Below are 24,728 nucleotides of genomic sequence, written 5' to 3'. Positions count from 1 at the left end.
AGCTTCCAACAGTGCTGGCTCCGCCGTCACTTCCCCATGGTTCAACTGCCCGGACGTATCATGCGCAGCCGCCTGTTACATATTGCATCCTGCCTGCTGCTCACCGCCGCCACCTGCGCGGCGCAGGCCGCCGACCTTACCCTGCAACGCCAGTACTATGACGAGGCCAAGCGCGCGCTGGCCAAAGGCGACAAAGGCCCGTACCTGCGCTATGCCCAAGCCCTCAGCGACTACCCGCTGACGCCCTACCTGGCCTACGACGAACTCACCGCCCGCCTGAAAACCGCCAGCAATCAGGAAATCGAAGGCTTCCTCGCCAAGCATGGCGACCTGCCCCAGGCCAACTGGATGAAACTGCGCTGGTTGCGCTGGCTGGCCGAACGCGGCGAATGGAACACCTTCGTCAAGTACTACGACCCCAAGCTCAATTTCACCGAACTGGATTGCCTCAACGGCCAGTACCAGCTCAGCCACGGCCTGCGCGCCGAGGGCTTTGCCACGGCCGACAAACTGTGGAACGTCGGCAAGTCGCAGCCGGCCACCTGCGACACGCTGTTCGGCATGTGGGCGGCCGAGGGCCAGCTGACCGAGGCCAAGCGCTGGCAACGCACCAAGCTGGCGGCCCAGGCGCGCAACTACGGCCTGGCCAACAACCTGGTCAAGACCCTGACCACTCTCGCCCCACAGGGGCGCCTGCTGGTCGATGTGGCGCAAAAACCCGAGCTGCTCAACCAGCCGTCGCGCTTCACCCCGGTCAACGAAGCCATGTCCGACGTGGTCAGCCTCGGCCTGCGCCGCCTGGCCCGACAGGACCCGGAGCGGGCCATGGCACTGCTCGACGACTACGCCCAGCGCATGCACTTTTCCCGAGACGAGAAGGTGGCCATCGCCCGCGAAATCGGCCTGACCCTTGCGCGCCGCTACGACCCGCGCGCGCTTGACCTGATGACCCGCTACGACCCCGAACTGCGTGATAACACCGTCAGCGAATGGCGCCTGCGCCTGCTGCTGCGCCTGGGCCGCTGGGAGGACGCCTACGAGCTGACCCGCCGCCTGCCCCAGGACCTGGCCAGCAGCAGCCGCTGGAAGTACTGGCAGGCGCGCAGCCTGGAGCTGGCGCAACCGAACAACCCACAGATCCCGCTGCTGTACAAGACCGTGGCGCGCGAGCGTGACTTCTACGGTTTCCTCGCCGCCGACCGGGCACAGACCCCTTACCAGCTGAACAACAAGCCGCTGGTGCTCAGCCCACAGTTGGTCAACAAGGTACGCAATACCCCGGGCATCCGCCGTGCCCTGGAGTTCCACGCTCGCGGCCAGATCGTCGAAGGCCGCCGCGAGTGGTACCACGTCAGCCGCCACTTCAGCCGCGACGAAATGGTCGCCCAGGCACGCCTGGGGTACGACCTGCGCTGGTACTTCCCGGCCATTCGCACCATCAGCCAGGCACAGTACTGGGACGACCTGGACATCCGCTTCCCGATGGCCCACCGCGACACACTGGTGCGCGAGGCCAAGGTCCGCGGCCTGCATTCGAGCTGGGTATTCGCCATTACCCGCCAGGAAAGCGCGTTCATGGAGGATGCCCGCTCCCCGGTGGGTGCCAGCGGCCTGATGCAGTTGATGCCGGCCACGGCCAAGGAAACCGCGCGAAAGTTCAGCATCCCGCTGGCATCACCGGCGCAGGTGTTCAACCCGGACAAGAACATCCAGCTGGGTGCAGCCTACCTGAGCCAGGTACACAGTCAGTTCAACGGCAACCGGGTGCTCGCTTCGGCAGCCTACAACGCCGGCCCCGGGCGTGTGCGGCAGTGGCTCAAAGGCGCCAAGCACCTGAGCTTCGATGTGTGGGTGGAATCGATCCCGTTCGACGAAACGCGCCAGTATGTGCAGAACGTGCTGTCGTATTCGGTGATCTACGGGCAGAAGCTGAACTCGCCGCAGCCGCTGGTGGATTGGCATGAGCGGTATTTCGATGACATGTGATCGCTGGTGAGCCTGTTCCGACCCCTTCGCGGGTAAACCCGCTCTCACAGGTACTGCACCGCATTCAAACCCGGTGCAATACCCGCGAAGAGGCCGGCACAGGCAACACAGCTACTCCAGGATTTCGACCTGCATCCCTACCTCCAACCACCCGCTGCCATCCACCGCCAGGTTTTGCCCGAACAGCACATCCCCTTCTTTCTCGCGGAAGGTCCTGAGCGTGGCCATCGGCTCGCGGTCCTCGCTGCGCTCGCCGGTTGCCGGGTCGATGGTGGTAAAGATGCAGCGCACACTGGGCTTGAGCACGCGAAACTCCAGGCTGCCGATACGAATCCGCTTCCAGCCATCTTCAGCAAACGGCTCAGCCCCCTGCACCACCAGGTTGGGCCGAAAGCGCAGCATCTCCATGGGCCGGCCGATACGCCGGTCGAGTTCGTCCAGCGAACCCTGGCCGATCAGCAACAACGGGAAACCGTCCGGGAACGCCGCCCGGTCACTGTTGAAGCCGTAGCCATTGGGCAGGTAACGCGCGCGCTGCTCCGGGCAATGCACCAGGCGCACGGCCTTGCCCAGCAACTGGCTCAGCCAGGCCGCCGCCGCATCGCCCGCATCCGGCACACGCAGGGTATCGCGCCAGATGGTCACGCCGCGCAGGGCATCATCGGCAGGTGGCACAGGCACCCACAACGGTGCCTGCCCAGGTGCTTCGAGCAGCAACTGGCCACTGTCATCATCGCTTGCCTTGATCCGGCCAAGCTGAGGCCAGGCGCGCTGGGTAAGGAAGCGTCCGTTTTCTTCCTCCACCACCATCCAGCGCCGGTCGCCGTGCACCCCCAGCAACCCCACCGGCGAAGCCTGCAAGCGTTGGGCCTGCCCCGACTTCACCGGGTACCGATACAGCTCACTGAGAAACATCCCTGCCGCCTCGCGTCATGCCAAAACGCCAAGCTTATACCCGGCAGGGGCTGGAATCACGCGGTAGCGGCGTCCAGCAACAGACGTTGCTTGACCACGTCGACAAGGCGATCGGGCTGGAACTTGGACAGGAAGTTGTCGCAGCCCACCTTCTTCACCATGGACTCGTTGAAACTACCCGACAGCGAGGTGTGCAACACCACGTACAGCTGGCGCAAACGGGCATCGCCACGGATCTCGGTGGTCAAACGGTAGCCGTCCATTTCCGGCATCTCGGCGTCGGTGAACACCATCAGCAACTTCTCGCACACGTTCTCACCTGCGTCAGCCCAGCCCTTGAGCATGCGCAGCGCCTTCAGGCCATCACTGGCCACGTGCAACTTCACGCCCAACTGGGACAGGGTGTCGCGCAATTGCGCCAGGGCCACGCTGGAGTCGTCCACCAGCAGCACTTCGCGGCCGCGAGCCCGGGCCAGCACCGGGTCGGCGAGCTTGTCGCCGGAAACCCGGGCGTTGTACGGCACAATCTCAGCCAGCACCTTCTCCACGTCGATCACTTCCACCAGCTTGTCATCGACCTTGGTGATGGCGGTCAGATAATGCTGGCGTCCGGCGCTGGATGGCGGCGGCATGATCGCTTCCCAGTTCATGTTGACGATGCGGTCGACACCGCCCACCAGGAAGGCCTGCACCGAGCGGTTGTATTCGGTGACGATGATGGTGCTGTCCGGCCCCGGCTGCAGCGGGCGCATGCCGATCGCCTGGGACAGGTCGATCACCGGCAGGGTCTGGCCGCGCAGGTTGACCACACCGCAGACGAAAGCATGGCGCTGGGGCATCAGGGTCAGCTTGGGCAGTTGCAGCACTTCCTGCACCTTGAACACGTTGATTGCGAACAGCTGGCGGCCGGCCAGACGAAACATCAGGATTTCCAGGCGGTTCTCACCCACCAGTTGCGTGCGTTGGTCTACCGTGTCGAGAATGCCAGCCATTGGAAAGCCCCCAGGCTTGAGTCGGAAAAAGTGAAATCATCCACCCTGTATCGGCGGCTTCACGCACACCTTGACCCTTGCGGGAAAATGCCGTGAAGGCAATTGATATCACATTACCATCATGTTTTACTGCGGGAAGCGCGAATGATTCAGCGGGACGGCAAAAGTTCCCCACCTGAGGCCCTTATCAGGGAAACCCTTAGCCACAATCGGGCGCAACCTGATGTTCGCGATATCCTTTAGCCATTAATGTGACGCCATTCTCATTGCATGAATGGAGTCAGGCTTTTGCTAGCTATCGTATTGGCGTGCCCGTCCCTTGCGCCTACCCCACGCGCGGGGGCTTCATGATGGACAGCGCCTTGCCGTTCGATAACGCCCTGCAGGGGTTCCTGCTGGATGCCCAGGTACTGCTGACCCAGGCCCAGGAATGCCTGCAGCATCTGGAATTGATCGACAACGACCCGGATGCCTGCCGCTGCCTGGACAGCGCTCTCGACAACCTCGCTCGACAGGCCGCACACCTTGGTTTGCGCGAAGTCGCCCATTACACCACCGCTCTGCAGCAGTTGCTGGCCCCGGCCTGCCAGGGCGGTTGCCTGCAGCGCGAAGCTTTGCCCGCAGTAGGGGCCTGCCTGACCCTGCTGGCCTGGCAGCTGGAACTGGTCGACCCTTGCACCGGGCGGCTCAACCTGGACATCGGTGAACAGCTGGTGCTGCTGGGTGAACTGGCCAAAGCCGTGCAGCAACCGTTTGCACAACCCTGCACGCCTTGTAACGAGCAAGGCAGCGTGTGCATTCACCCGCATACCGAGACGGCAGGCAGCACGCACTCCGGCCGCTCATCTGCCACCTATTGAACTGGTTTGAAATGCAGCTGGGCACGTTTATTCAGGCCCACCCAGGTCGAACTTGGAAAGTTCTCGAAAGTTTCCAGGTTGCCGGTGGCCAAGTTGAATCAACAGCGCGCAAGTTCCATGGCAAGTGCCTGGTGCGCAATAAAGCCAAGTGGCACTTTGCTACTCTCCCGCGCCCGCCCCGCCGGCGTTTCATACCTTTACCCGACCGCGACCAATGCACTGCGAAGTGGTAACATGCGCCCCCACAAACGCTTGCAACCTGCAGCAAGGTCGCAGGATCACGTGTTCGAAAGAAAATAGAAAGTACTGCTCCAAAGCCTCTGACATGGATTGTGCCAGGCCTCCATCAGCAATACTTCAGTGGCTTCCCTACCTATGTTCCCACGCTTGAAGACTTCTTTGCAGTGCTGTTCCCGCACAACCCTGCTGCGCTGGACGACGGTCGGGCTGTGCATGGCCTCGCTGGTCGCCAACCTGTCGCTGTACCTGGCCGACCAGGCGATCCCGACCAGCCTGCTGCTGCTGCAGTTGGCCGCCACGCTGGGCGCTGCGGTGCACCTGGCCATGGGCGCCAGGTCGATCAACCTGCGCCCGGCGGAGTTGGCCGAGCGCATGCTCAAGGTCCAGGAAGACGAGCGCCAGCACCTGAGCCGGGAATTGCACGATGACATCGGCCAGTTGCTCACCGCCGCCAAGCTGCAGCTGCAGTGGCTGCAGAAGCGCATGCCCGATGACCTGCAAGGCCACTGCGACGCTCTGCGCAGCACGCTGGACGACACCCTGGGCAACGTGCGCGATGTCTCCGCCCTGCTCAACCCTCGGCAGTTGGCCAGCCTGGGCCTGGAAGCCAGCCTGCGCGCACACCTGGTGCGCACCCTGGGCAACAGCGGCGTGCACTGGAGCCTGGCGTGCAACCAGCGCCTGGGCGGCATCGACGAGGCCGTGGCCATGGCGGTTTTCCGCATCACCCAGGAAGCCGTGACCAACATGCTGCGCCACGCCCAGGCTCGCAACCTGGTCGTCCGCCTGCAGCGCACGCCTGAGGGGTTGGCGTTGTCGATCCACGACGATGGACGCGGTTTCGTGCCAGCCAGGCAACCGGCCGAAGCAGGCCAGCGGGGCTTGGCCGGCATGCAGGAGCGGGTAACCGCGCTGCAGGGCAGCCTGGACATCACCAGCCAGCTTGGCCTGGGCACGCACATCGAGGCGATGTTCCCATGGCCACCGCGCACCCAGGAACGCGCCAGGAGTACTGCAACCCATGACCTGTAGGCTGCTGCTGGTAGACGACCACTCGCTGATCCGCGCCGGGGTGCGCGCACTGGTCTGCGACATCCCTGGCTATGATGTGATCGGTGAAGCCGACGATGGCAGCCAGTTGCTCGAACAGGTGCGTACGCTGGCACCGGACATTGTCCTGCTGGACATCTCCATGCGCTCCACCAGCGGGCTGGACGCCCTCACCCAACTGCGCGCCAGCGGCAGCACCTGCAAGGTGCTGATCCTGTCGATGCACACCGACCCGGACCTGATCATGCGGGCCCTGGAAAGCGGCGCACACGGCTACCTGCTCAAGGACACCAGCGCCACCGAACTGGAACAGGCCCTTACCGCGGTGCGCAATGGCGAGCGCTACCTCAGCCCGGCCATCGCCCATACGGTCATCAACCAGGCGCTTCTGCACACCAGGCAGGGCAAGCAACCCGCAGGCGAGCGGCATAACCTCACGGCGCGACAGCTGGAGATCCTGCGCCTGATCGTGCGTGGCAAGTCCACGCGAGAAATCGCCACCGGGCTGGGCCTGTCGATCAAGACCGTGGAAACCCACCGCTCGCAAATCATGAAACGCCTGCAGATCCATGATGTGGCCGGCCTGGTGCTGTTCGCCGTGCGCGAGAAAATCATCAGCCTGGACGACTGAGCAACGGCGACCCCTCTGGCAAGTGCAGGCGCAGCGCAGCGGGCCTGGCCTTGAAGCGCAACTTGTCGGCCTGCACCGGCTCGCCATCGAGGTTGATGTCCAGCCCCTGCGAGCACTTGATCTCGACCCAGGGCAACCTGGCCCTGACCAACAACCCGTTGCCAGCCAACAGTTCACGCAGCGCCCCGACCATCTCCTGAGGTGCCGGCAGGATGGCGATATCGAGCAAGCCATCATCCACCAGGGCCTCGGGGCACAGCACTTGCCCACCCCCGGCCTGGCGACCGTTGCCGATCCCCAGCGCCAGCAGGTCACCCTGCCAGTCGAAACCCGGCCCTCGCAGCTCGACCGAGGCTGCCTGCAGTTCGCTGAAACGCGACAAGCCAGTGAACAGGTAGGCGGCAGCACCCAGCACTTTCTTCAGGTCTTCGGAGGTATTGGCCGTGACCTGGCTGCCAAAACCGCCCGTGGCCATGTTGAGGAACAACTGGTCACCGGCCTGGCCCAGGTCTATTGGCCGCGCGGGTATGTTCAGCAAGGCCAGTGCAGTGGCAGGCTCCAGGGGTATGCCGGCGGCCTTGGCAAAATCGTTGGCCGTACCCAGCGGCAACAACGCCAGGCTGGCCTGAGTACCTGTAAGCCCCATGGCCTCGGCGACATCACGCAGCGTGCCATCCCCACCTCCGGCGACGATATGGCCGTAGCCGGCAGCCAGGGCCTCGGTGACCAGGCGCTGGGCGTCACCGGCCTCCCAGGTGACCCGCACATCCAGTACCCAGCCACTATCGCGCAAGCCATGCACGGCGCTGCGCACGTCTTCGTTCATGGCCTGCTTGCCATGCAGGATCAGCATTGCCTTGCGCCCTTGCATGTGTGCGCCTCCGTGAAGTGATCAACCCAGATCTCGACCCTTCGCAACCGCGGATCGTTGCATGCATCCCAAAAAATAGCAGGCCAACGCGGTCGATTTTGTGGGAGCGGCCAGTCTTTTCCCCACGCCTGGCAATGCCCGGCTATGCTCAGCAGATACACTTTATTGCCACGGACGCGCCCCCGGCAGTGGTTCTACCACTGCTGCCCAAGGGCGCGTCTTGCTATCCGCAGCCTTTAGCGAGGATTTCGGGTCATGCGCATTCTCTGGACACTGCCGTACCTACCCTGGCCGACCACCAGCGGCAGCAAGACACGGCAATACCACCTAATACGCGCCCTGGCACAGCGGGGTCACCGGATTACCCTGCTGGTGCAATCGAAGATCCCGCTGGGCGATGCCGCCCGCGAGGCCCTGGAACCGCTGCTCGAGCGCCTGATCGTGCTGCCCCGTCGCCCCCTGCACAGCCCGCTCAACCTGCTGGCCTCGCCAATCATCGCCTACCCCATGCGGGCAATCATCAATGGCCTGGCTCCTTGCCTGCGGCACCGCTTCGAGCAATTGCTTGACGAACCCTGGGATGTGATCCAGATCGAGCACAGCTACAGTTTTCAACCCTTCGAAAAGGCCTTGCAGGCACGCGGACTGCCGTACATGCTCAGCGAACACACCCTGGAATCGGTTATGGGTGGCGCCAGCCACGATCGCCTGCCGCTATGGCTGCGCCCGCTCAACGCCTTCGACCGCTGGCGCTATCGACGCTGGGAACAGCGAGTATTGCGCCAACCAACCGAACTGGTGGTTGTCAGCACCCACGATGCCGAGCTGATCGCGCAGATCAGTGGACGCCCGGTGAACGTGGTGGTCAATGGCGTGGATTGTGATTTCTACCAGCACGTGCAACCTGCGCTGCACAGCCAGCGCTTGCTGTTCGTTGGCAACTTCGAGTATGGCGCGAACCTGGAGGCCATCGAATGGGCGCTGGAAGACATCATGCCGCAGGTCTGGATGAGCAACCCGGCGGTGCGCCTGGCGATTGCCGGGCATGCCATGCCCGCCAGCTGGAAACTGCACTGGAACGACCCGCGCATCGAATGGTTCGGCTACCGCCCCGACTTGCGTGAGCTGCAGCGGCGTTCGGCGCTGTTCTTCGCACCGCTGCGCTATGCCGGTGGCTCCAAGGTGAAGATCCTCGAAGCGATGGCCGCGGGCTTACCGGTGATCACCACCGGCAAAGGCGTTTCAGGCCTGACCGCGAACAACGGTGAGCACTACCTGGGCAGTGAGGATGGCGACCAGCTTGCCCTGCTGATCACCCAGTTGCTCAACCAGCCTTGGCGCATGAACCAGTTGAGCGCTGCCGGGCGCCAGTTCGCCCGCCAGCGACATGACTGGAGCGTGGCCGCCCAGCAACTGGAGAACGTGCACATGCGCCTGGCCCAGGCGGCACCGGTCGAGGCGGCGCCACTGGGCAGTGCCTTGCTGGGCCGCTCAGCCAAGTAGTTCGCTGAAGGGAATGAACGGCACGCTGTCCCCCCGCGTCGGCGTACTGCCTTCGCGCACCTCCACCAACCCCTCGGCCCAGGCCGCACTGCGCAGCACGCCAGAGCTCTGGTTCTTGTAGATGCGCACCTGGCCCTGTTCGATACGGGCGCGCAGGTATTCGCGGCGCGTGCCGGCCTTGGGCCAGTCAAAGCCGGCCGGCATGTCGAAGCGCAGCGGCGTGACATCGGTCACACCCTGACGCCGCAACAGGTAGGGCCGGGTCAGCAGGCCGAAGGTGACCAGGGTCGAGGCCGGGTTACCCGGCAGCCCGATAACCGGCACACCCTGGAAGTGGCCGAAGGTCAGCGGCTTGCCTGGCTTGATCGCCAGCTTCCACAAGGCCAGCTCGCCGGCTTCGCGCAGGGCGGCGCCGAGGTAGTCGGCCTCCCCCACCGAGACACCGCCGGTGGACAGGATCAGGTCGACATCGCCCAGCTCGGCCAGGCAGCTGCGGGTGCGTGCCAGGTCATCCGGCAGGATGCCCGCATCGACCACGTCGCAGCCCAGCCGCTGCAACCAGCTGACCAGCAGCCGGCGATTACTGTTGTAGATCTGCCCCGGCCCCAGCGGCAGGCCGGGTTCGACCAGTTCGTCACCGGTGGACAGCACCGCCACCCGCATCTTGCACACCACGTCCAGCCGGCCGTGGCCCAGGGTCGCGGCCAGGCCCAGCTCGATCGGCCCAAGCCGGGTGCCGGCGCTCATCACCTGTTCGCCCTTGCGGGTTTCCTGGCCCTGGGGACGAATGTTCTGCCCGATCTTCAGCGCTTCAAGAAAGCGTACCCGGCCATCCTCCGCCACTTGGGTGTTTTCCTGCATCTCGACGCAGTCGGCGCCTTCGGGCAGCGGCGCCCCGGTGAAGATACGCGCACAGGTGCCCGGTTGCAGCGGCTGCGGCGCATGGCCGGCGAAAATCCGCTGGCTGACCGGCAGGGGTTTGCCCTGCCAGTCGGCCAGACGCAAGGCATAACCGTCCATGGCGCTGTTCGGCCACGGTGGCAGGTCGAGCGAGGCCACCAGGTCGGTGGCCAGCACACGGCCCTCGGCTTCGGCCAGCGGCAGGTTCTCGGTGTCGCGGATCGGTGCCGCTTCGGCCAATGCCAGCAGCTGCTCCAGGGCCTGTTCCACCGGCATCAGCGGCCGGGCCTGGGGCACCTCAACCACGGCTGTCGCAGGCCGCTGCCTGCTTCAGGTGCGGCACGAAGTTGCACGGGCGATGGCGGGCATCCAGCTGCTCGGCGAGGATGCCGTCCCAACCGGTGCGCACCGCGTTGGTCGAACCCGGCAGGCAGCACACCAGGGTACCGTTGGCCAGCCCGGCCAGGGCCCGCGACTGCACCGTGGAGGTGCCGATGTCGGCCACGGAAATCTGCCGGAACAGCTCACCAAAGCCTTCTACCTGCTTGTCCAGCAGGCAGGCCACGGCCTCGGGGGTGCTGTCGCGGCCGGTAAAGCCGGTGCCACCGGTGATCAGCACCACCTGCACGCTGTCATCGGCGATCCAGGTGGCGACCTGGGCGCGAATCTTGTACAAGTCGTCTTTCAGCAGCACGCGCTCGGCCAGGCGATGACCGGCCGCGCTCAGCCGGTCGACGAACAGCTGGCCGGAAGTATCGGTGTCGAAGGTGCGGGTGTCGCTGACCGTGAGCACGGCGATGTTCAGCGGCACGAATGGGGTATCTGCCTTGGCTTTCATGGGGGTCCGTCACAAGAACATGGGATGGCCGCAGTTATAACACAGCACGCGCCCATCACAGCGTGACGCCCGTGGCCCTTGCTCTCGATCAATGCCACAAGTTTGCCGCTATGCTGCACTGTAGACGGAACTTGCGTGGACGCCCTGCGTCTTAATGTCATCTAGCACCATCGCACTGGAGAAACACGATGATTCAACGGACCCTACCCGCCTTTCTGCTCGCCTTGGGCCTGGGCGCCCTCGCTGGCTGCGCATCGCCAACCGTCATTACCCTGAACGACGGTCGCGAAATCCAGGCCACCGACACACCGAAGTTCGATGAAGACTCCGGTTTCTACGAATTCGAGCAGCTGGACGGCAAGCGCACGCGCCTGAACAAGGACCAGATCCGCACCGTCAAAGAGCTCTGATCGCAGCCTGTTTTTTGCAAAGGCCCTTTTAACAACAAGGGCTTGCGTGCAAAAAAAGTATGCAGTAGGATTTCCTTCATCGGAGTGTAGCGCAGCCAGGTAGCGCGTCTCGTTCGGGACGAGAAGGCCGCAGGTTCGAATCCTGTCTCTCCGACCAAATCCTCGTCAAAAAGCCCGCCTCGTGCGGGCTTTTTGTTGTGCATCGAAAAGTCCCTGTAGGAGCGGCCTTGTGTCGCGATGGGCCGCAAAGCGGCCCCAGATCCCGGCATCGCTGCACATATCGCCGGGGCTGCTTCGCAGCCCTCTCGCGACACAAGGCCGCTCCTACAAAGGGCTGCATCAAGCGGTCATAACGCTTGCTCGGCCTCCACCGGCACATACAGCAACTGCAGGCGCTCGCTGCTCCATGCCCGGGTCTGGTTGGTCAGCGCCAGGTTGTTGTTCAGCTTCTGGCCATAGCTCGGCACGATTTCCTTGAGCCTGGCCTGCCAGGCTGGCGACTGGATACGGTCCTTGAAGGTCTTTTCCAGCACGGTCAGCATGATCGGCGCCGCGGTCGAGGCGCCCGGCGATGCCCCCAGCAACGCAGCGATGCTGCCGTCCTGGGCCGCCACCACTTCTGTACCGAATTGCAGCACACCGCCCAGTACCGGGTCCTTCTTGATCACCTGAACCCGCTGGCCGGCCTGCAGCAGCTTCCAGTCTTCGTTCTTGGCGTTGGGGAAGTACTCGCGCAGCGCGTTCATGCGGTCATCGAAACTGAGCATCAACTGCCCCATCAGATAAGTGCTGAGGTCGATGTTGTCGATACCGGCATTGACCATCGGCAGTACGTTGTGGCTGTTCAGCGAGGCGAACATGTCCAGCAGCGAGCCGTGCTTGAGGTACTTGGTGGAGAAGGTGGCGAACGGACCGAACAGCAGCACCTGCTTGCCATCGATCATCCGCGTGTCCAGGTGCGGTACCGACATCGGCGGCGCGCCGACCGAGGCCTTGCCGTACAGCTTGGCCTGGTGGCGGGCGACCAGGTCTGGGTTGTCGGTCATCAGGAACTGGCCGCCGACCGGGAAGCCGGCATAGCCTTCGGCTTCGGGGATGCCCGACTTCTGCAGCAGCTTCAGCGCGCCACCACCAGCACCAATGAACACGAAACGGGCGTTGACGGCCTTTTCCTCGCCGCCGTTGGCCAGGTCGGCCACCCGCACATGCCAGGTACCATCGTCGTTGCGCACGATGTCGCGCACTTCATGGCGCAGGTTCAGCGACACATTGGGGTTGCGGGTCATCGCGGCGAACAGCTGGCGGGTGATTTCGCCAAAGTTCACGTCGGTGCCAATGGCCATGCGCGTGGCGGCGACCTTCTGCCCCGGGTCACGGCCTTCCATCACCAGCGGTGCCCACTTGCGGATCTGCTCGTGGTCTTCGGAGATTTCCATGCCGCGGAACAGCGAGCTGTGCTGCAGGGCGTCAACGCGCTTGTGCAGGAAGGCAACGTTGTCGTCGCCCCAGACAAAGCTCATGTGTGGCACGTTGTTGATGAACGAATTCGGGTTGCTCAGCACACCCTGCTCGACCTGGTAGGCCCAGAATTGCTTGGACACCTCGAACTGCTCGTTGACCCCGACAGCCTTGCTGATATCGATGCTGCCGTCTTTGCCGACGCTGGTGTAGTTCAGCTCGCAGAACGCGGAGTGACCGGTACCGGCGTTGTTCCAGGCGTTGGAGCTTTCTTCGGCCACCTGGTCCAGGCGCTCGTAGATGTCGACCTTCCAGGAAGGCTCCAGCTCGGTGAGGTAGGTGCCCAGGCTGGCACTCATGATGCCACCGCCGATCAGCAGCACGTCGACGGTCTTTTCCGGTTCCGCGGGTTTGGAGCAGCCGATGACGCCCAGGCAGAGGAACGTCAGCAGGAATTTCTTCATTGATGTTATCCAGTTGTTGTGTACACGCGCGCCGCCTTGAGCAGGGAACGTGCCAACTGAGTCTGGAGCAGTGAATACAGGGGGTGGGCGACGGGTCGCATGGCGACAATCCGCCAGTGGGGAAGAGTTTGCCCCTGTCAGATGGCGGGTTTCCCCCTGCGGCCGCTACGCGCCCCATCGCCGGCAAGCCAGCTCCCACAAAGAGCAGGCCTGCACAGCCACGGTGGGAGCTGGCTTGCCGGCGATGGGCTGCGCAGCGGCCCCTTGAAATCAGGCGCTCAGGCGGGAGGTGACTTCGCCCAGTTGCCCGGACAACCCATGCAAGCGCTGCCCCGCCTGCTCGGTATGTTGTACGGCCTGCTGGTTAGCCGTGGCGATGCAGGTGATTTCGATCAGGTTGCAGGAGATGTCCTCGGCCACGCTGGTCTGCTCTTCGGCCGCGGTAGCGATCTGCCGGTTCATGTCGCGGATCGCTTCCACTGCCAAGGTGATACGCTGCAGCATCTGCCCGGCTTGCTGCACCTGCTCGGCACCCTCCTCGCTGCGCTGCTGGCCGCTTTCGATGGCCTTGACCGCCTCCACCGCCCCCGATTGCACCGCCTCGATGATCTGGTGGATCTCGGCGATTGACGCCGCCGTCCGCTGGGCCAGGCTGCGCACTTCATCGGCGACTACCGCAAAACCTCGCCCGGCCTCGCCGGCACGGGCCGCTTCGATGGCCGCGTTGAGCGCCAGCAGGTTGGTCTGCTCGGCAATACCGCGGATCACCTCGAGGACTTTGCCAATGCGCGTGCTGTCATGCTCCAGGTCGCGTATCACCGCCGCCGTACCGGCAATTTCGCGGTTGACCGCGCCGATGATGTCGATGGTCTGCTGCATCACCTGCTCGCCCGCCTGGGCACTGTGGTCGGCATCGTCCGCCGCGCGGGCGGCCTCGGCGGCGTGGCGGGCGACTTCCTGGGCGGTGGCGGACATCTCGTGCATGGCCGTGGCCACCTGGTCGGTGCGCTGGAACTGGTCGTGGGTACCACGGGCCATGTCGCCGGCGATGCTGCGCAACTGGCCACTGGCGCCTTCCAGTTCCTGGGCGTTGTCCTGCAGCCGGCCGACCGTGTCGGCAAGGAAGTCGCGCAGGGTATTGGCGGCCCGCGCCAGGCGGCCCAGTTCGTCCTCGCGGCGGCTGTCTACCCGGGCGGCAAAGCGGCCCTGGCTAAGCTGCGCGACATAGTCGATCAACTGGCGGATCGGCTCGACCAGGCTGCGGTTGACCAACCACAGACTGAGCAGCCCCACCAGCACGGCCGAGACCAGCATCACCAGCAGGCCCAGCCATACCGTGCGCTCGGCGCCAGCACTGAGGCTGGCGGCGTGCTGAAGGGCCTCGGCACGCAATTGCTCGACCAGTTCGCTCATCTGCTCGCTGGCGGCGCGGTCCACGCCCTTGACCGCCTGGTCGCCTGCCACAGGGTCGCCGCCCGCCGCCAGGAATGCCTGGCGACCCTGCGCATAGGCTTGGCCCAGCTGCCGGTGGCTGTCACGCAGCTGCTGCAACGGCGCCTTCAGCCTGGCGTCGCTGCTGTCGATCAATTGTCCGAGCAGTTTCTGCACCTGCTGCTCGCGAGCCTGGAACTGCTGCCAGTACTTGTCCATGTCAGCCGGCTGGCGCCCGCGCAGCAGCACGTTCTTCCATTCCTGCACCTGAATCTTGAACTGCAGGTTGGCTTCGTCAATCAGTTGCGAGGCCCGCAGCGGCCCGTCAACCAGCTCGGCGTAGCCGCGCACGCTGGAGGAAAGGAACTGGAAGCACACCAGGGCGATCAGCAACATCGCCACCAGACTGCCGCCGAGCAGGGAGAGAATTTGCACTCTGAGGGATTTACGCAACATCTTGGATCTCGGAAAGCAGGAGGAAGACCGTAGGGCCGCGCAAGCTGGCAACAAGGTGCAACGCAGCCCGGTTGCTGGCAGGCCAAAAAAAGGCTGCCATCAAGCAATGGCAGCCAGGTCGAGCACTTACGCAACAGTTGAGCTAGATACTCTCAGGCAATTACTACAGAAATGTTACAGAGCCACGACAAGCTAACCCGCGGTGAACTGCAGGGCCGCCAGCCGGGCATACAGTGGGCTCTCTTCGATCAACTGGCGGTGCGTCCCCACCGCCACCAGCCGGCCCTTGTCGATGACCGCGATACGGTCGGCATGCTGGACCGTAGCCAGGCGATGGGCGATCACCAGGGTGGTGCGCCCGGCCATCAGGCTGGGCAGCGCCTGCTGGATCAGGTGTTCGCTTTGCGCGTCGAGTGCGCTGGTGGCTTCGTCCAGCAACAGGATCGGCGCATCGACCAGCAACGCACGGGCAATGGCCAGGCGCTGCCGCTGACCGCCAGACAGGCCGATGCCGCCCTCGCCCAGCGGTGTCTGGTAGCCCTGCGGCAATTGCCGGATGAATGCATCGGCATGAGCACCTCGGGCAGCTGCCTCGACCTCGGCCAGGGTCGCCTCGGGCCGGCCATAGCGGATGTTGGCCTCGACCGTGCCGCGAAACAGCGAAGGGTTCTGTGCTACCAGGGCGAACTGATGGCGCAGGTGATCGGGGTCGAGCTCGGTGATCGCCCGGCCATCAAGCAGGATGCGCCCCTGCTGGGGGTCGTAGAAGCGCAGCAACAAATCGAACAGGGTCGACTTGCCCGCCCCCGACGGGCCCACCAGCGCCACGGTCTGCCCCGGCTCGATGGCCAGGCTCAGGCCATCGACAGCCGCCACCGAGGGCCGTGATGGGTAGGCGAACACCAACTGCTGCAGCTCGATACGCCCACTGGCCCGCTGCTGCGGCAGCACCTGCGCCATGGCGGGCGGCAGGATCGCACTGCGCGCCGCCAACAGTTCGGCAATGCGCTCGGCGGCGCCCGCCGCCCGCTGCAACTCGCCAATTACCTCGCTGAGGGTGCCGAACGCACTGCCGACGATCAGGCTGTAGAACACAAAGGCGGCCAGTTCGCCCGCAGAAATGCGCCCGGCGATCACGTCCATGCCGCCAACCCACAACATCACCCCCACCGCTCCAAGAACCAGCACGATCACCAAGGTGATAAGCCAGGCACGCTGGACAATCCGCTGCCGGGCCACGGCAAACGCCGCTTCGACCGTACCGGCGAACAGCTGGCGGTCATGCGCCTGGTGGTTGTAGGCCTGCACGGTCTTGATCTGTCCGAGGGTCTCGGCCACATAGCTACCCACATCCGCCACCCGGTCCTGGCTTTGCCGCGACAGGCTGCGTACGCGGCGGCCGAACAGCAGGATCGGTGCCAGCACCAGTGGCAGGGCCACCACCACGATGCTGGTGAGCTTGGGGTTGGTGATGAACAGCAATACCACGCCACCGATGACCATCAGCGCGTTGCGCAGAAACATCGACAGCGAAGAGCCGATTACCGATTGCAGCAAGGTGGTGTCGGCGGTCAGCCGCGACTGGATCTCGGAGCTGCGGTTGTCTTCGAAAAACCCGGGATGCAGGCCGATCAGGTGGTCGAACACGGCCCGACGGATATCGGCCACGCAGCGCTCGCCGATCCACGACACCAGGTAGAAGCGGCTGAAGGTACCCACTGCCAGGGCCACCACCAACAGCAGGAACAGGCCAATGGTCTGGTTGAGCTGATGCGCGGAGCGGGTCATGAAGCCCTGGTCCACCAGCAGGCGGATGCCCTGGCCCATGGACAGGGTGATGGCGGCGGTGACTACCAGGGCCAGCAAGGCCAGCAGCACCTGGCGACGGTACGGACGGACAAACTGCCAACCCAGGCGCAGGGCGCGGCGTTGGCGCGGGGAAACCGATTCGGGCATGGCGCAGACTACATTGGCGGGGAAACCGCAGCCTACCACTCATCCACGCCTGTGGAACCCTTGCAGGGTTGCTATAGCCTATCGGTCTAACCAGTCTATGGAGCTTTACTGCCGTTTCTGGTGGACTGTGCCTGCCGTGACCCTGCGGGTACTGTCACAGGCCAGTCACGGCACAGGGTTAACCTGCGCTTGAAACTGATGAGGAGACAATACATGAGCTTGCAGCATGGCAGCGACAACCAGAAGCCCCGGAATGCCCCTCAGCCGCAGGTGTGCGGTTCGATCATCGATGCCCAGGGGCGCGAAGTACCGATCACCGAGCAGATGATCCAGCAGGCATGCAAGGCCCTGGAAGAAAGCCGGGTCGAGCGCGTACGCAAAGGTTGATCGGCGAATTCTTGCAACCCGGCGCTTGCGCCGGGTTTTTATTTGCCTGAATCCTGTACCGGCCCTTTCGCGGGTAAACCCGCTCCCACAGAGACAACACAAGCCTTGAGGTCAGCAGGCTGCCTGTGGGAGCGGGTTTACCCGCGAAGAGGCCGGTACAGCTTTCAAAAGGCTGTCAGACCAACACCCCACCCAAGGCACTGACCAGCTGCGCCAACTGCGGCGACTCCCCGCGCAAGCGCACCATCAGCCCCTCTATCTCGCGCCGTGGCGGGTACTGCTTGCGCAACTGGTCGAACGCTGCACGCTGCTGCTGCGGGTCGTCGCTGAGGCTGCGGCGGAAATCGGCATCGTCGCGACGTGGGTCGTATACCGCACGGCACAAGGTGGCCAAGGCCCAGGCCGGGTCGGTGCTGGCATCCAGCTCGATCTGCGCCAGCGGCGGCCGGGGCAGCAGGTCGGCCAGTTGCACTTGTTCATCCACACCGAGGAAGCGGCACAGCGCCTGGTAGATCTGCGCCGTACCACGCTGGCGGCCGTCGAGGCTGTAGCCGGCAATGTGCGGCGAAGCCAGCGTACACAGGTCGGCCAGTTGCAGGTCGACCTGCGGCTCCCCCTCCCACACATCCAGCACCGCATGCAGGTCTTCGCGGTCCAGCAGCAGTTCGCGCAGGGCGGCGTTGTCCACCACCGGGCCACGGCTGGCATTGAGCAGCCAGGCACCGGGGCGCAACTGCGCCAGCTGCGCCTGGCCCAACAGGTGCCAGGTCGGGTGCTCGCCGCCACGCTGCAAGGGGGTGTGCAGGCTGATCACATCGCACTGTTGCAGGATGGTCTCGAGGCTGACGTAGTCACCGCCCTCGGCGGCCTGGCGCAGCGGGTCACATACCAGTACCTTCCAGCCCAGGCCGTGCAGCACCCGCACCAGGCGGCCACCTACCTCACCCGCACCCACCACGCCATACACGCGCTCGGGCAGTGCCACGCCATCCAGTTCGGCCAGGGTCAGCAGGCTGCCCAGCACGTAATCGACCACGCCGCGGGCATTGCAGCCAGGTGCGCTGCTCCAGTGGATGCCAGCCTCGGCAAAGTAGTTCAGGTCGAGGTGGTCGGTGCCGATGGTGCAGGTACCGACAAAGCGCACGCGGCTGCCTTCGAGCAACTGGCGGTCGACCTTGGTCACCGAGCGCACCAGCAGGATGTCGGCGTCCTTTACGCTGGCGGCATCGAGGCTTCGGCCGGGGTAACGGCGGATTTCGCCGAACCCCTGGAAGAAGGCATCGAGCAGCGGGATGTTCTCGTCGGCAACTATCAGCATGGCGCTCTCCTGTCTGGGGAACGCAGTGTAGGCGCAACGCCGGGTGTGTTCCAGAGCGGCTCAGTCGGCTTTCTTGCGGATCCAGTACAGGAAGGTACCGGCGTCTTCCTGCTGCTGCAGCAGTTCGTGGCCGAGGAAGTTGCAGAACTTGGGGATGTCGCGGCGGGTCGAGGGGTCGGTGGCGATGACCTTGAGCAGGCCGCCAGCGGCCAGGTTACGCACGTGCTGGTGCAGCATCATCACCGGTTCCGGGCAGTTCAGGCCGGTGGCGTCGAGGATGGCGTCGGGGGTGAAATCAGTCATGGGGGACTCCGCAAATGATCGCTATTGTCGCGCATCGCGCGACGTGGACCAAGCACCGCCTGTGAAGACGCGCCCTGCTCTTGCTCTTGCTCTTGCTCTTGCTCTTGCTCTTGTTCTTGTTCTTGATCTTGATCTTGATCTTCGCGACTTCAGGAGGCCGAGCAGAGGTTTTGCGGAGGGAGGTGACGGGCATGGATGCCCGTCAAGCGCTGAGGCCCCATGGATGGGGCCTGCAGCGCGTACTCCCGGGAGCAAGACCGGCGCGAGGGAACCCCGGAGCGCAGCGTAGGGGCCGGATGATGGGAGCGCAGCGTTTTTTGGTTACTTTTTGCCGCGTTTGGCAAAAAGTGACTCGCCGTAAGGGCGAAAAGGTGAGTATGCGTCGCCATCGTAAATGGACTATGTGCGAACTCAAGACCAGTACTTTTCCGCTCTTCGCTCTTCGCTCTTAAGAGTGGGCATCAACAACAAGGTCAACATTCATTTTCGAAGGTGGCGCTTATTCACCTTTCCGCCCTTACGGCGGGTCACTTTTTGTCAAACGCGACAAAAAGTAACCAAAAAACGCTGGCTCCTATCATCCGGCCCCTACGCTGCGCTCCGGGGTCCCCTCGCTACGGGCCTGCTCCCGGGAGTACGCGCTGCAGGCCCCATCCATGGGGCCTCAGCGCTTGACGGGCATCCATGCCCGTCACCTCCCTCCGCAGTCCCTTCGCTCGGCCTCCTGAAGTCGCAATCGGCGGCGCCTGAACTATCGCGCGCTTAAAAGCAAAAGCCGAAGCAAGAGCGAGAGCAAGTAAAAGAACAAAGCGGTTCGCTGTACTAGCGCGGTTTCAAGTCCATCCGGCGCAGATGGCAGGTCACTTCCTCGCGGTCGTGATACAGTTGCTTGCAGGCAATCGACACCTTGATCTTGCGCGACTTGAAGGTCGCCTCCATGCGGTCGAGCAGCCGGCGTACTTCGGCATAGCGCTGTTTCATCGGCAGCTTCAGGTTGACCACAGCTTCACGGCACAACCCCTCGCCCAGCCAGGTCTCGATCAGCGAGGTGGTACGCGCTGGCTTCTCGACGATATCGCACACCATCCAGTCCACCGGCTGCTTCGGTTGCCAGGTGAAACCGTCGGCCATCAGGTGCTGGACCAAGCCGGTATCCATAAGGCTTTCGGCCATCGGCCCGTTGTCGATGGCGGTCACCAGCATGCCCCGGCGCACCAACTGGTAGGTCCAGCCACCCGGCGAGGCCCCCAGGTCAACGCCGGTCATGTCATCGCCCAGGCGCTGCTCCCACTGCTCGCGCGGGATGAACTGGTGCCAGGCCTCTTCCAGCTTGAGCGTCGAGCGGCTGGGCGCCTCGCGGGGGAATTTCAGGCGCGGGATGCCCATGGGCCACAGCGCACTGTTGTTGGCCGGAGCAACACCGGCAAAAACCCGGCGACCGCTGATGAAGGTGAGCAGCAGGCGCGGGCGGCTGGGGTCGTCGACCAGGCGGCCGGCCTTTTCCAGGGCCTTGCGCAGTGGCACCTCGAACTTGCGGCAGAAGGTGGACAATTCCTTGCCTTCGTTGCTGTCCAGCACCTCCAGCCACAGGCTGCCGAACACCGGTAGCCCGGCGAGGTGCGCCAGCAGCACACTGATGCGGTCGCTCTCCGGCAGTTCGACATAACCGCCACGGGCCCACTGCCGCGGGAAAATCAGCTGGTTGAAGCGCAGTTCCCCCATCAAGCGCTCGGCACCGCCCTCCTCGCTACAGACAAACTCGGCACTGGCACTTTGCGGCTTGCCTTTGGCATAGCCGGCAACACCCAGGCGGGCGGCATGTTCGCTGATTTCGGCGCACACCTCACCCTCGAAACCGGGCCGGCAATGCATGAACAGGGTATTCATCTCTCACTCCACTACGGCTGGCGCGCCACAGGCGCCGGCAGGGCGGCGATGATAAAGGAAGATCGGAACCTGCGACACGCCCCGCCGGTCCAGAAAAGGGTCAGGTGGCGCAAAGCGGTCTAACCTGACCTTTCAGCCAGGTCCGTGCCGTGCGGATCGATACAGAGCGGTGCCACCGGCAAATGTTGCCAGGCACCGGCGCAGAAGGAGTTGGCAATGCCCTCGCTCGATAGCCTGAATACCCTCAAATCCCTACAGGTCGGCGACAAGACCTACCACTACTTCAGCCTCACCGAGGCCGCCCGCCAACTGGGCGACCTGCAACGCCTGCCCATGTCGCTGAAGGTGCTGCTGGAAAACCTGCTGCGCTGGGAGGACGGCAAGACCGTCACCGGCGACGACCTGCGCGCCCTCGCCCAATGGCTGGGCGAGCGACGCTCCGACCGCGAGATCCAGTACCGCCCGGCGCGGGTACTGATGCAGGACTTCACCGGTGTGCCGGCCGTGGTCGACCTGGCCGCCATGCGCGCAGCCATGGCCAAGGCCGGCGGCGACCCGCAGCGCATCAACCCACTATCACCCGTGGACCTGGTGATCGACCATTCGGTGATGGTCGACCGCTACGGCACGCCACAGGCCTTCAGCGAAAACGTCGACATAGAGATGCAGCGCAACGGCGAGCGCTATGCCTTCCTGCGCTGGGGCCAGAGCGCCTTCGACAACTTCAGCGTGGTACCGCCGGGCACCGGCATCTGCCACCAGGTCAACCTCGAATATCTCGGCCGCACCGTCTGGACCCGCGAGGCAGATGGCCTCACCTATGCCTTCCCCGACACCCTGGTGGGTACCGACTCGCACACCACCATGATCAACGGCCTGGGCGTGCTCGGCTGGGGCGTGGGCGGCATCGAAGCGGAGGCAGCCATGCTCGGCCAGCCAGTGTCGATGCTGATCCCCGAAGTGATCGGCTTCAAGCTGACCGGCAAGCTGCGCGAAGGCATCACCGCCACCGACCTGGTGCTGACAGTGACGCAGATGCTGCGCAAGAAGGGCGTGGTGGGCAAGTTCGTCGAGTTCTATGGTGACGGCCTGGCCGAGCTGCCCTTGGCGGACCGTGCGACCATCGCCAACATGGCCCCGGAATACGGCGCCACCTGCGGCTTCTTCCCGGTCGACCAGGTGACCCTGGACTACCTGCGCCTGTCCGGCCGCCCAGAGGCGACCGTGCAACTGGTCGAGCAGTACTGCAAAGCCCAGGGCATGTGGCGGCAGCCCGGCCAGGAGCCACTGTTCAGTGACAGCCTGGCGCTGGACATGCATGAGGTCGAGGCCAGCCTGGCAGGGCCAAAAAGGCCGCAGGACCGGGTGGCCCTGGGCCAGGTCAGCCAGGCCTTCGACCACTTCATCGAACTGCAACCCAAACCGCTGGCCAAAGAAGTCAGCCGCCTGGAAAGCGAAGGTGGCGGCGGCGTGGCAGTGGGCAACGCCGACCAGGCCGGGGAGATCGACTACAGTCATCAAGGCCAGACCCACACCCTGCGCGATGGCGCCGTGGTAATTGCCGCGATCACCTCGTGTACCAATACCTCCAACCCCAGCGTGATGATGGCCGCCGGGCTGGTGGCGAAAAAGGCTCTGGAAAAAGGCCTGCAACGCAAACCCTGGGTCAAGAGTTCACTGGCGCCAGGCTCCAAGGTGGTCACCGACTACTTCAGGGCCGCCGGGCTCACCACCTATCTGGACCAACTGGGGTTCGACCTGGTCGGCTATGGCTGTACCACATGCATCGGCAACTCCGGCCCGCTGGATGAAGCGATCGAAAACGCCATCGCCAGCGCCGACCTTACGGTGGCATCGGTGCTGTCGGGCAACCGCAACTTCGAAGGCCGCGTGCACCCGCTGGTCAAGACCAACTGGCTGGCCTCGCCGCCGCTGGTGGTGGCCTATGCCTTGGCCGGCAGCGTGCGCCTGGACCTGACCCGCGACCCGCTGGGCACCGGCAAGGATGGCCAGCCGGTATACCTGCGCGACATCTGGCCCAGCCAGCAGGAAATCGCCGCTGCCGTGGCCAAGGTCGACACGGCGATGTTCCACAAGGAATACGCCGAGGTGTTCGCCGGCGATGCACAGTGGCAGGCGATCGAGGTACCGCAGGCGGCCACCTACGTGTGGCAGGCCGACTCCACCTATATCCAGCATCCGCCGTTCTTCGAAAACATCGGCGGGCCACCCCCGCAGATCACCAACATCCAGGGTGCGCGGATCCTGGCGCTGCTGGGTGACTCGGTGACCACCGACCATATTTCGCCAGCCGGCAACATCAAGGCCGACAGCCCGGCCGGGCGCTATCTGCGTGAGCAGGGCGTGGAGCCCCGCGACTTCAACTCCTACGGCTCGCGGCGTGGCAACCATGAAGTGATGATGCGCGGTACCTTCGCCAACATCCGCATCCGCAACGAAATGCTGGCGGGAGAAGAAGGCGGCAACACCCTGCACGTGCCCAGTGGGGAGAAGCTGTCGATCTATGACGCGGCCATGCGCTACCAGCAGGAAGGCACCCCGCTGGTGGTGATCGCCGGCCAGGAGTACGGCACCGGCTCGAGCCGCGACTGGGCAGCCAAGGGTACCAACCTGCTGGGGGTCAAGGCGGTACTGGCGGAAAGCTTCGAGCGCATTCACCGCTCCAACCTGGTAGGCATGGGCGTACTGCCGCTGCAGTTCAAGGCCGGGCACAACCGCAAGCAACTGGGCCTGACCGGCAAGGAGAAGATCGATGTGCTGGGCTTGGACGGCGCACAGATCCACCCGGGCATGAGCCTGTCCTTGCGCATCACCCGCGAGGATGGGCAGCAGGAGCAGATCGAGGTGCTATGCCGGATCGATACCGTGAATGAAGTGGAGTACTTCAAGGCCGGGGGAATATTGCATTATGTGTTGCGCCAGCTGATTGCTGGTTGAGGCGGGTATGCTTGGGGCTGCTGTGCCGGCGATGGGCCGCGCAGCAGACCCAACATCGTTCAATCAGAAGGACCACTTGTGCCTCGCCTCCACCTGATCGCACTTTTACTCCTGGCGCTTGGCTACACCCTTGCCCTGAGCCACGGCAACCTCGGCATAACCACCCTGCCCACCTTTCTCGCCCTGCTTGCCAGCGCCCTGCTCGCTCGCCGCCCCCAGCGCTGGCAACAAGCCCTCGGCCACACGGTGTTCATCCTGCTGGCCATTGCCCTGGCATTGCACTGGTTGCCCGGCTACAACGCAGCCAAGGTCATCGACGGCGTAGTCCTCAGCCCCGGCGCCCTGCCCTTCACGATGTACCTGAACCTGGACAAACCACTGATCGGCGCCTGGCTGCTGCTGGCCTGCCCTTGGTTGTTCCTGTGGCGCAGCCAGGGCCTGGCCAGCAGCTTGCTGTATGCCCTGCCCCTGACCCTGCTTGCATGCCTGGGCGGTGCCTGGGCACTGGGCATGCTGGCCTGGGCCCCGAAATGGCCCGACCAAGCCTGGCTCTGGCTGCTGAACAACCTGCTGCTGGTAAGCCTGACCGAAGAGCTGTTGTTCCGCGGTTACATCCAGGCCGGCTTGCAACGGCTGCTGCGCCACCAAGGGGCAGGATTGTTCGCCGCCGCCTTGCTGTTCGGCCTGGCCCACCTGGGAGCCGGCTGGCAATGGGTGTACCTGGCCACCCTTGCCGGAATCGGCTACGGGCTGGCGTACCGCTGGGGCGGTGTGGCGGCGGCGGTACTCTGCCATTTCGCCCTTAACCTGGTGCACTTCACCCTGTTCAGCTACCCAATGCTGGCTCTTGGCTAGCTAATCGGTCATCATTCGACCTATCCGTCATGAAAAAGCAGTAAAAACGCAATAATGAC

The 24,728-nt window shown here is 64.2% G+C and carries 20 protein-coding genes and 1 tRNA gene; 10 read left to right on the top strand and 11 right to left on the bottom strand.

Going from position 1 to position 24,728, the window contains the following annotated elements; genetic code table 11:
- Window positions 1-60 precede the first annotated feature (60 nt).
- Window positions 61-1,986, top strand: a complete 1,926-nt coding sequence (locus tag V3314_RS11875) for a transglycosylase SLT domain-containing protein (RefSeq protein WP_046615841.1) — start codon at window positions 61-63, stop codon at window positions 1,984-1,986.
- Window positions 1,987-2,097: 111 nt separating this feature from the next.
- On the opposite strand, the gene V3314_RS11870 is transcribed toward V3314_RS11875, so the two are convergent.
- Window positions 2,098-2,901 (bottom strand): MOSC domain-containing protein, encoded by an 804-nt coding sequence (locus V3314_RS11870; RefSeq protein ID WP_046615840.1) that lies wholly within the window; start codon window positions 2,899-2,901, stop codon window positions 2,098-2,100.
- A 56-nt stretch (window positions 2,902-2,957) separates the two neighbouring features.
- A complete protein-coding gene (locus V3314_RS11865; RefSeq protein ID WP_046615839.1) occupies window positions 2,958-3,893 on the bottom strand; it encodes a chemotaxis protein CheV in 936 nt (311 codons plus the stop codon).
- Between the two features lie 350 nt (window positions 3,894-4,243).
- Here V3314_RS11865 and V3314_RS11860 point away from each other — a divergent pair, with 350 nt between their 5' ends.
- From V3314_RS11860 to V3314_RS11850, 3 genes are all read left to right on the top strand, one after another.
- Complete coding sequence (locus tag V3314_RS11860; protein WP_046615915.1) at window positions 4,244-4,753, top strand: hypothetical protein; 510 nt, start codon at window positions 4,244-4,246, stop codon at window positions 4,751-4,753.
- A gap of 375 nt (window positions 4,754-5,128) precedes the next feature.
- Window positions 5,129-6,025, top strand: coding sequence for a sensor histidine kinase (locus V3314_RS11855; protein ID WP_322493479.1), 897 nt, complete (start codon window positions 5,129-5,131; stop codon window positions 6,023-6,025).
- Window positions 6,015-6,674: a response regulator transcription factor gene (locus tag V3314_RS11850; RefSeq protein WP_046615837.1), complete on the top strand. Its 660-nt coding sequence runs from the start codon at window positions 6,015-6,017 to the stop codon at window positions 6,672-6,674. The genes V3314_RS11855 and V3314_RS11850 overlap by 11 nt, the downstream gene beginning before the upstream one ends.
- Here the strand turns inward: V3314_RS11850 and yegS are convergent.
- Entirely contained in the window at window positions 6,658-7,545 is an 888-nt protein-coding gene (gene yegS, locus V3314_RS11845) for a lipid kinase YegS (RefSeq protein WP_338460258.1), read from the bottom strand. The genes V3314_RS11850 and yegS overlap by 17 nt on opposite strands.
- Window positions 7,546-7,800: 255 nt before the next feature.
- Between yegS and V3314_RS11840 the strand changes: the two genes are divergently transcribed.
- Window positions 7,801-9,048: a glycosyltransferase family 4 protein gene (locus V3314_RS11840; protein ID WP_338460257.1), complete on the top strand. Its 1,248-nt coding sequence runs from the start codon at window positions 7,801-7,803 to the stop codon at window positions 9,046-9,048.
- Here the strand turns inward: V3314_RS11840 and glp are convergent.
- Window positions 9,037-10,224 (bottom strand): gephyrin-like molybdotransferase Glp, encoded by a 1,188-nt coding sequence (gene glp, locus V3314_RS11835; RefSeq protein WP_338460313.1) that lies wholly within the window; start codon window positions 10,222-10,224, stop codon window positions 9,037-9,039. The two genes, V3314_RS11840 and glp, sit on opposite strands and share 12 nt — an antisense overlap.
- 22 nt (window positions 10,225-10,246) lie before the next feature.
- Window positions 10,247-10,786 carry a molybdenum cofactor biosynthesis protein B gene (gene moaB, locus V3314_RS11830; protein ID WP_025338313.1) on the bottom strand — a complete coding sequence of 180 codons (540 nt, stop codon included), beginning with the start codon at window positions 10,784-10,786 and terminating at the stop codon, window positions 10,247-10,249.
- 188 nt (window positions 10,787-10,974) lie between these two features.
- Here moaB and V3314_RS11825 point away from each other — a divergent pair, with 188 nt between their 5' ends.
- A complete protein-coding gene (locus V3314_RS11825) occupies window positions 10,975-11,196 on the top strand; it encodes a YgdI/YgdR family lipoprotein (protein ID WP_025338312.1) in 222 nt (73 codons plus the stop codon).
- An 80-nt stretch (window positions 11,197-11,276) separates the two neighbouring features.
- Window positions 11,277-11,353: transfer RNA gene (locus V3314_RS11820), tRNA-Pro, on the top strand.
- A 190-nt stretch (window positions 11,354-11,543) separates the two neighbouring features.
- Here the strand turns inward: V3314_RS11820 and mqo are convergent.
- From mqo to V3314_RS11805, 3 genes are all read right to left on the bottom strand, one after another.
- Window positions 11,544-13,118: a malate dehydrogenase (quinone) gene (gene mqo / locus V3314_RS11815; RefSeq protein ID WP_338460256.1), complete on the bottom strand. Its 1,575-nt coding sequence runs from the start codon at window positions 13,116-13,118 to the stop codon at window positions 11,544-11,546.
- A 270-nt stretch (window positions 13,119-13,388) separates the two neighbouring features.
- The gene (locus tag V3314_RS11810; protein WP_338460254.1) at window positions 13,389-15,005 is read right to left on the bottom strand and encodes a methyl-accepting chemotaxis protein; all 1,617 of its coding nucleotides are present in this window, start codon (window positions 15,003-15,005) and stop codon (window positions 13,389-13,391) included.
- A gap of 192 nt (window positions 15,006-15,197) precedes the next feature.
- Complete coding sequence (locus tag V3314_RS11805; RefSeq protein ID WP_135003095.1) at window positions 15,198-16,961, bottom strand: ABC transporter transmembrane domain-containing protein; 1,764 nt, start codon at window positions 16,959-16,961, stop codon at window positions 15,198-15,200.
- A gap of 213 nt (window positions 16,962-17,174) precedes the next feature.
- Here V3314_RS11805 and V3314_RS11800 point away from each other — a divergent pair, with 213 nt between their 5' ends.
- Window positions 17,175-17,348: a PA1571 family protein gene (locus V3314_RS11800; RefSeq protein ID WP_196188676.1), complete on the top strand. Its 174-nt coding sequence runs from the start codon at window positions 17,175-17,177 to the stop codon at window positions 17,346-17,348.
- Window positions 17,349-17,523: 175 nt separating this feature from the next.
- On the opposite strand, the gene pdxB is transcribed toward V3314_RS11800, so the two are convergent.
- From pdxB to rlmM, 3 genes are all read right to left on the bottom strand, one after another.
- The gene (gene pdxB, locus V3314_RS11795; protein WP_338460253.1) at window positions 17,524-18,666 is read right to left on the bottom strand and encodes a 4-phosphoerythronate dehydrogenase PdxB; all 1,143 of its coding nucleotides are present in this window, start codon (window positions 18,664-18,666) and stop codon (window positions 17,524-17,526) included.
- Window positions 18,667-18,726: 60 nt separating this feature from the next.
- Window positions 18,727-18,969, bottom strand: coding sequence for a sulfurtransferase TusA (gene tusA, locus V3314_RS11790; protein WP_003248727.1), 243 nt, complete (start codon window positions 18,967-18,969; stop codon window positions 18,727-18,729).
- 822 nt (window positions 18,970-19,791) lie between these two features.
- Window positions 19,792-20,856: a 23S rRNA (cytidine(2498)-2'-O)-methyltransferase RlmM gene (gene rlmM, locus V3314_RS11785; RefSeq protein WP_046616262.1), complete on the bottom strand. Its 1,065-nt coding sequence runs from the start codon at window positions 20,854-20,856 to the stop codon at window positions 19,792-19,794.
- A 216-nt stretch (window positions 20,857-21,072) separates the two neighbouring features.
- Here rlmM and acnA point away from each other — a divergent pair, with 216 nt between their 5' ends.
- Window positions 21,073-23,814 (top strand): aconitate hydratase AcnA, encoded by a 2,742-nt coding sequence (acnA, locus tag V3314_RS11780; protein ID WP_135002942.1) that lies wholly within the window; start codon window positions 21,073-21,075, stop codon window positions 23,812-23,814.
- Window positions 23,815-23,892: 78 nt separating this feature from the next.
- Window positions 23,893-24,669 carry a type II CAAX endopeptidase family protein gene (locus V3314_RS11775; protein WP_135002943.1) on the top strand — a complete coding sequence of 259 codons (777 nt, stop codon included), beginning with the start codon at window positions 23,893-23,895 and terminating at the stop codon, window positions 24,667-24,669.
- The last annotated feature ends 59 nt before the right edge of the window (window positions 24,670-24,728 follow it).

It is taken from the genome of Pseudomonas sp. TE3-3-F2023 (assembly GCF_036784815.1).
In the GTDB taxonomy this organism is placed as follows: domain Bacteria; phylum Pseudomonadota; class Gammaproteobacteria; order Pseudomonadales; family Pseudomonadaceae; genus Aquipseudomonas; species Aquipseudomonas pudica.
Note: the sequence above shows the minus strand (reverse complement) of the source record. Positions and strands in the feature narration are given on the sequence as shown.

What these genes read in the sequence shown, in the direction of transcription:
- V3314_RS11875 (WP_046615841.1), top strand. Translation starts at nt 61, where the DNA reads ATGCGCAGCCGCCTGTTACATATTGCATCCTGCCTGCTGCTCACCGCC.
- V3314_RS11870 (WP_046615840.1), bottom strand. Translation starts at nt 2,901, where the DNA reads ATGTTTCTCAGTGAGCTGTATCGGTACCCGGTGAAGTCGGGGCAGGCC.
- V3314_RS11865 (WP_046615839.1), bottom strand. Translation starts at nt 3,893, where the DNA reads ATGGCTGGCATTCTCGACACGGTAGACCAACGCACGCAACTGGTGGGT.
- V3314_RS11860 (WP_046615915.1), top strand. Translation starts at nt 4,244, where the DNA reads ATGGACAGCGCCTTGCCGTTCGATAACGCCCTGCAGGGGTTCCTGCTG.
- V3314_RS11855 (WP_322493479.1), top strand. Translation starts at nt 5,129, where the DNA reads ATGTTCCCACGCTTGAAGACTTCTTTGCAGTGCTGTTCCCGCACAACC.
- V3314_RS11850 (WP_046615837.1), top strand. Translation starts at nt 6,015, where the DNA reads ATGACCTGTAGGCTGCTGCTGGTAGACGACCACTCGCTGATCCGCGCC.
- yegS (WP_338460258.1), bottom strand. Translation starts at nt 7,545, where the DNA reads ATGCAAGGGCGCAAGGCAATGCTGATCCTGCATGGCAAGCAGGCCATG.
- V3314_RS11840 (WP_338460257.1), top strand. Translation starts at nt 7,801, where the DNA reads ATGCGCATTCTCTGGACACTGCCGTACCTACCCTGGCCGACCACCAGC.
- glp (WP_338460313.1), bottom strand. Translation starts at nt 10,224, where the DNA reads ATGCCGGTGGAACAGGCCCTGGAGCAGCTGCTGGCATTGGCCGAAGCG.
- moaB (WP_025338313.1), bottom strand. Translation starts at nt 10,786, where the DNA reads ATGAAAGCCAAGGCAGATACCCCATTCGTGCCGCTGAACATCGCCGTG.
- V3314_RS11825 (WP_025338312.1), top strand. Translation starts at nt 10,975, where the DNA reads ATGATTCAACGGACCCTACCCGCCTTTCTGCTCGCCTTGGGCCTGGGC.
- mqo (WP_338460256.1), bottom strand. Translation starts at nt 13,118, where the DNA reads ATGAAGAAATTCCTGCTGACGTTCCTCTGCCTGGGCGTCATCGGCTGC.
- V3314_RS11810 (WP_338460254.1), bottom strand. Translation starts at nt 15,005, where the DNA reads ATGTTGCGTAAATCCCTCAGAGTGCAAATTCTCTCCCTGCTCGGCGGC.
- V3314_RS11805 (WP_135003095.1), bottom strand. Translation starts at nt 16,961, where the DNA reads ATGCCCGAATCGGTTTCCCCGCGCCAACGCCGCGCCCTGCGCCTGGGT.
- V3314_RS11800 (WP_196188676.1), top strand. Translation starts at nt 17,175, where the DNA reads ATGAGCTTGCAGCATGGCAGCGACAACCAGAAGCCCCGGAATGCCCCT.
- pdxB (WP_338460253.1), bottom strand. Translation starts at nt 18,666, where the DNA reads ATGCTGATAGTTGCCGACGAGAACATCCCGCTGCTCGATGCCTTCTTC.
- tusA (WP_003248727.1), bottom strand. Translation starts at nt 18,969, where the DNA reads ATGACTGATTTCACCCCCGACGCCATCCTCGACGCCACCGGCCTGAAC.
- rlmM (WP_046616262.1), bottom strand. Translation starts at nt 20,856, where the DNA reads ATGAATACCCTGTTCATGCATTGCCGGCCCGGTTTCGAGGGTGAGGTG.
- acnA (WP_135002942.1), top strand. Translation starts at nt 21,073, where the DNA reads ATGCCCTCGCTCGATAGCCTGAATACCCTCAAATCCCTACAGGTCGGC.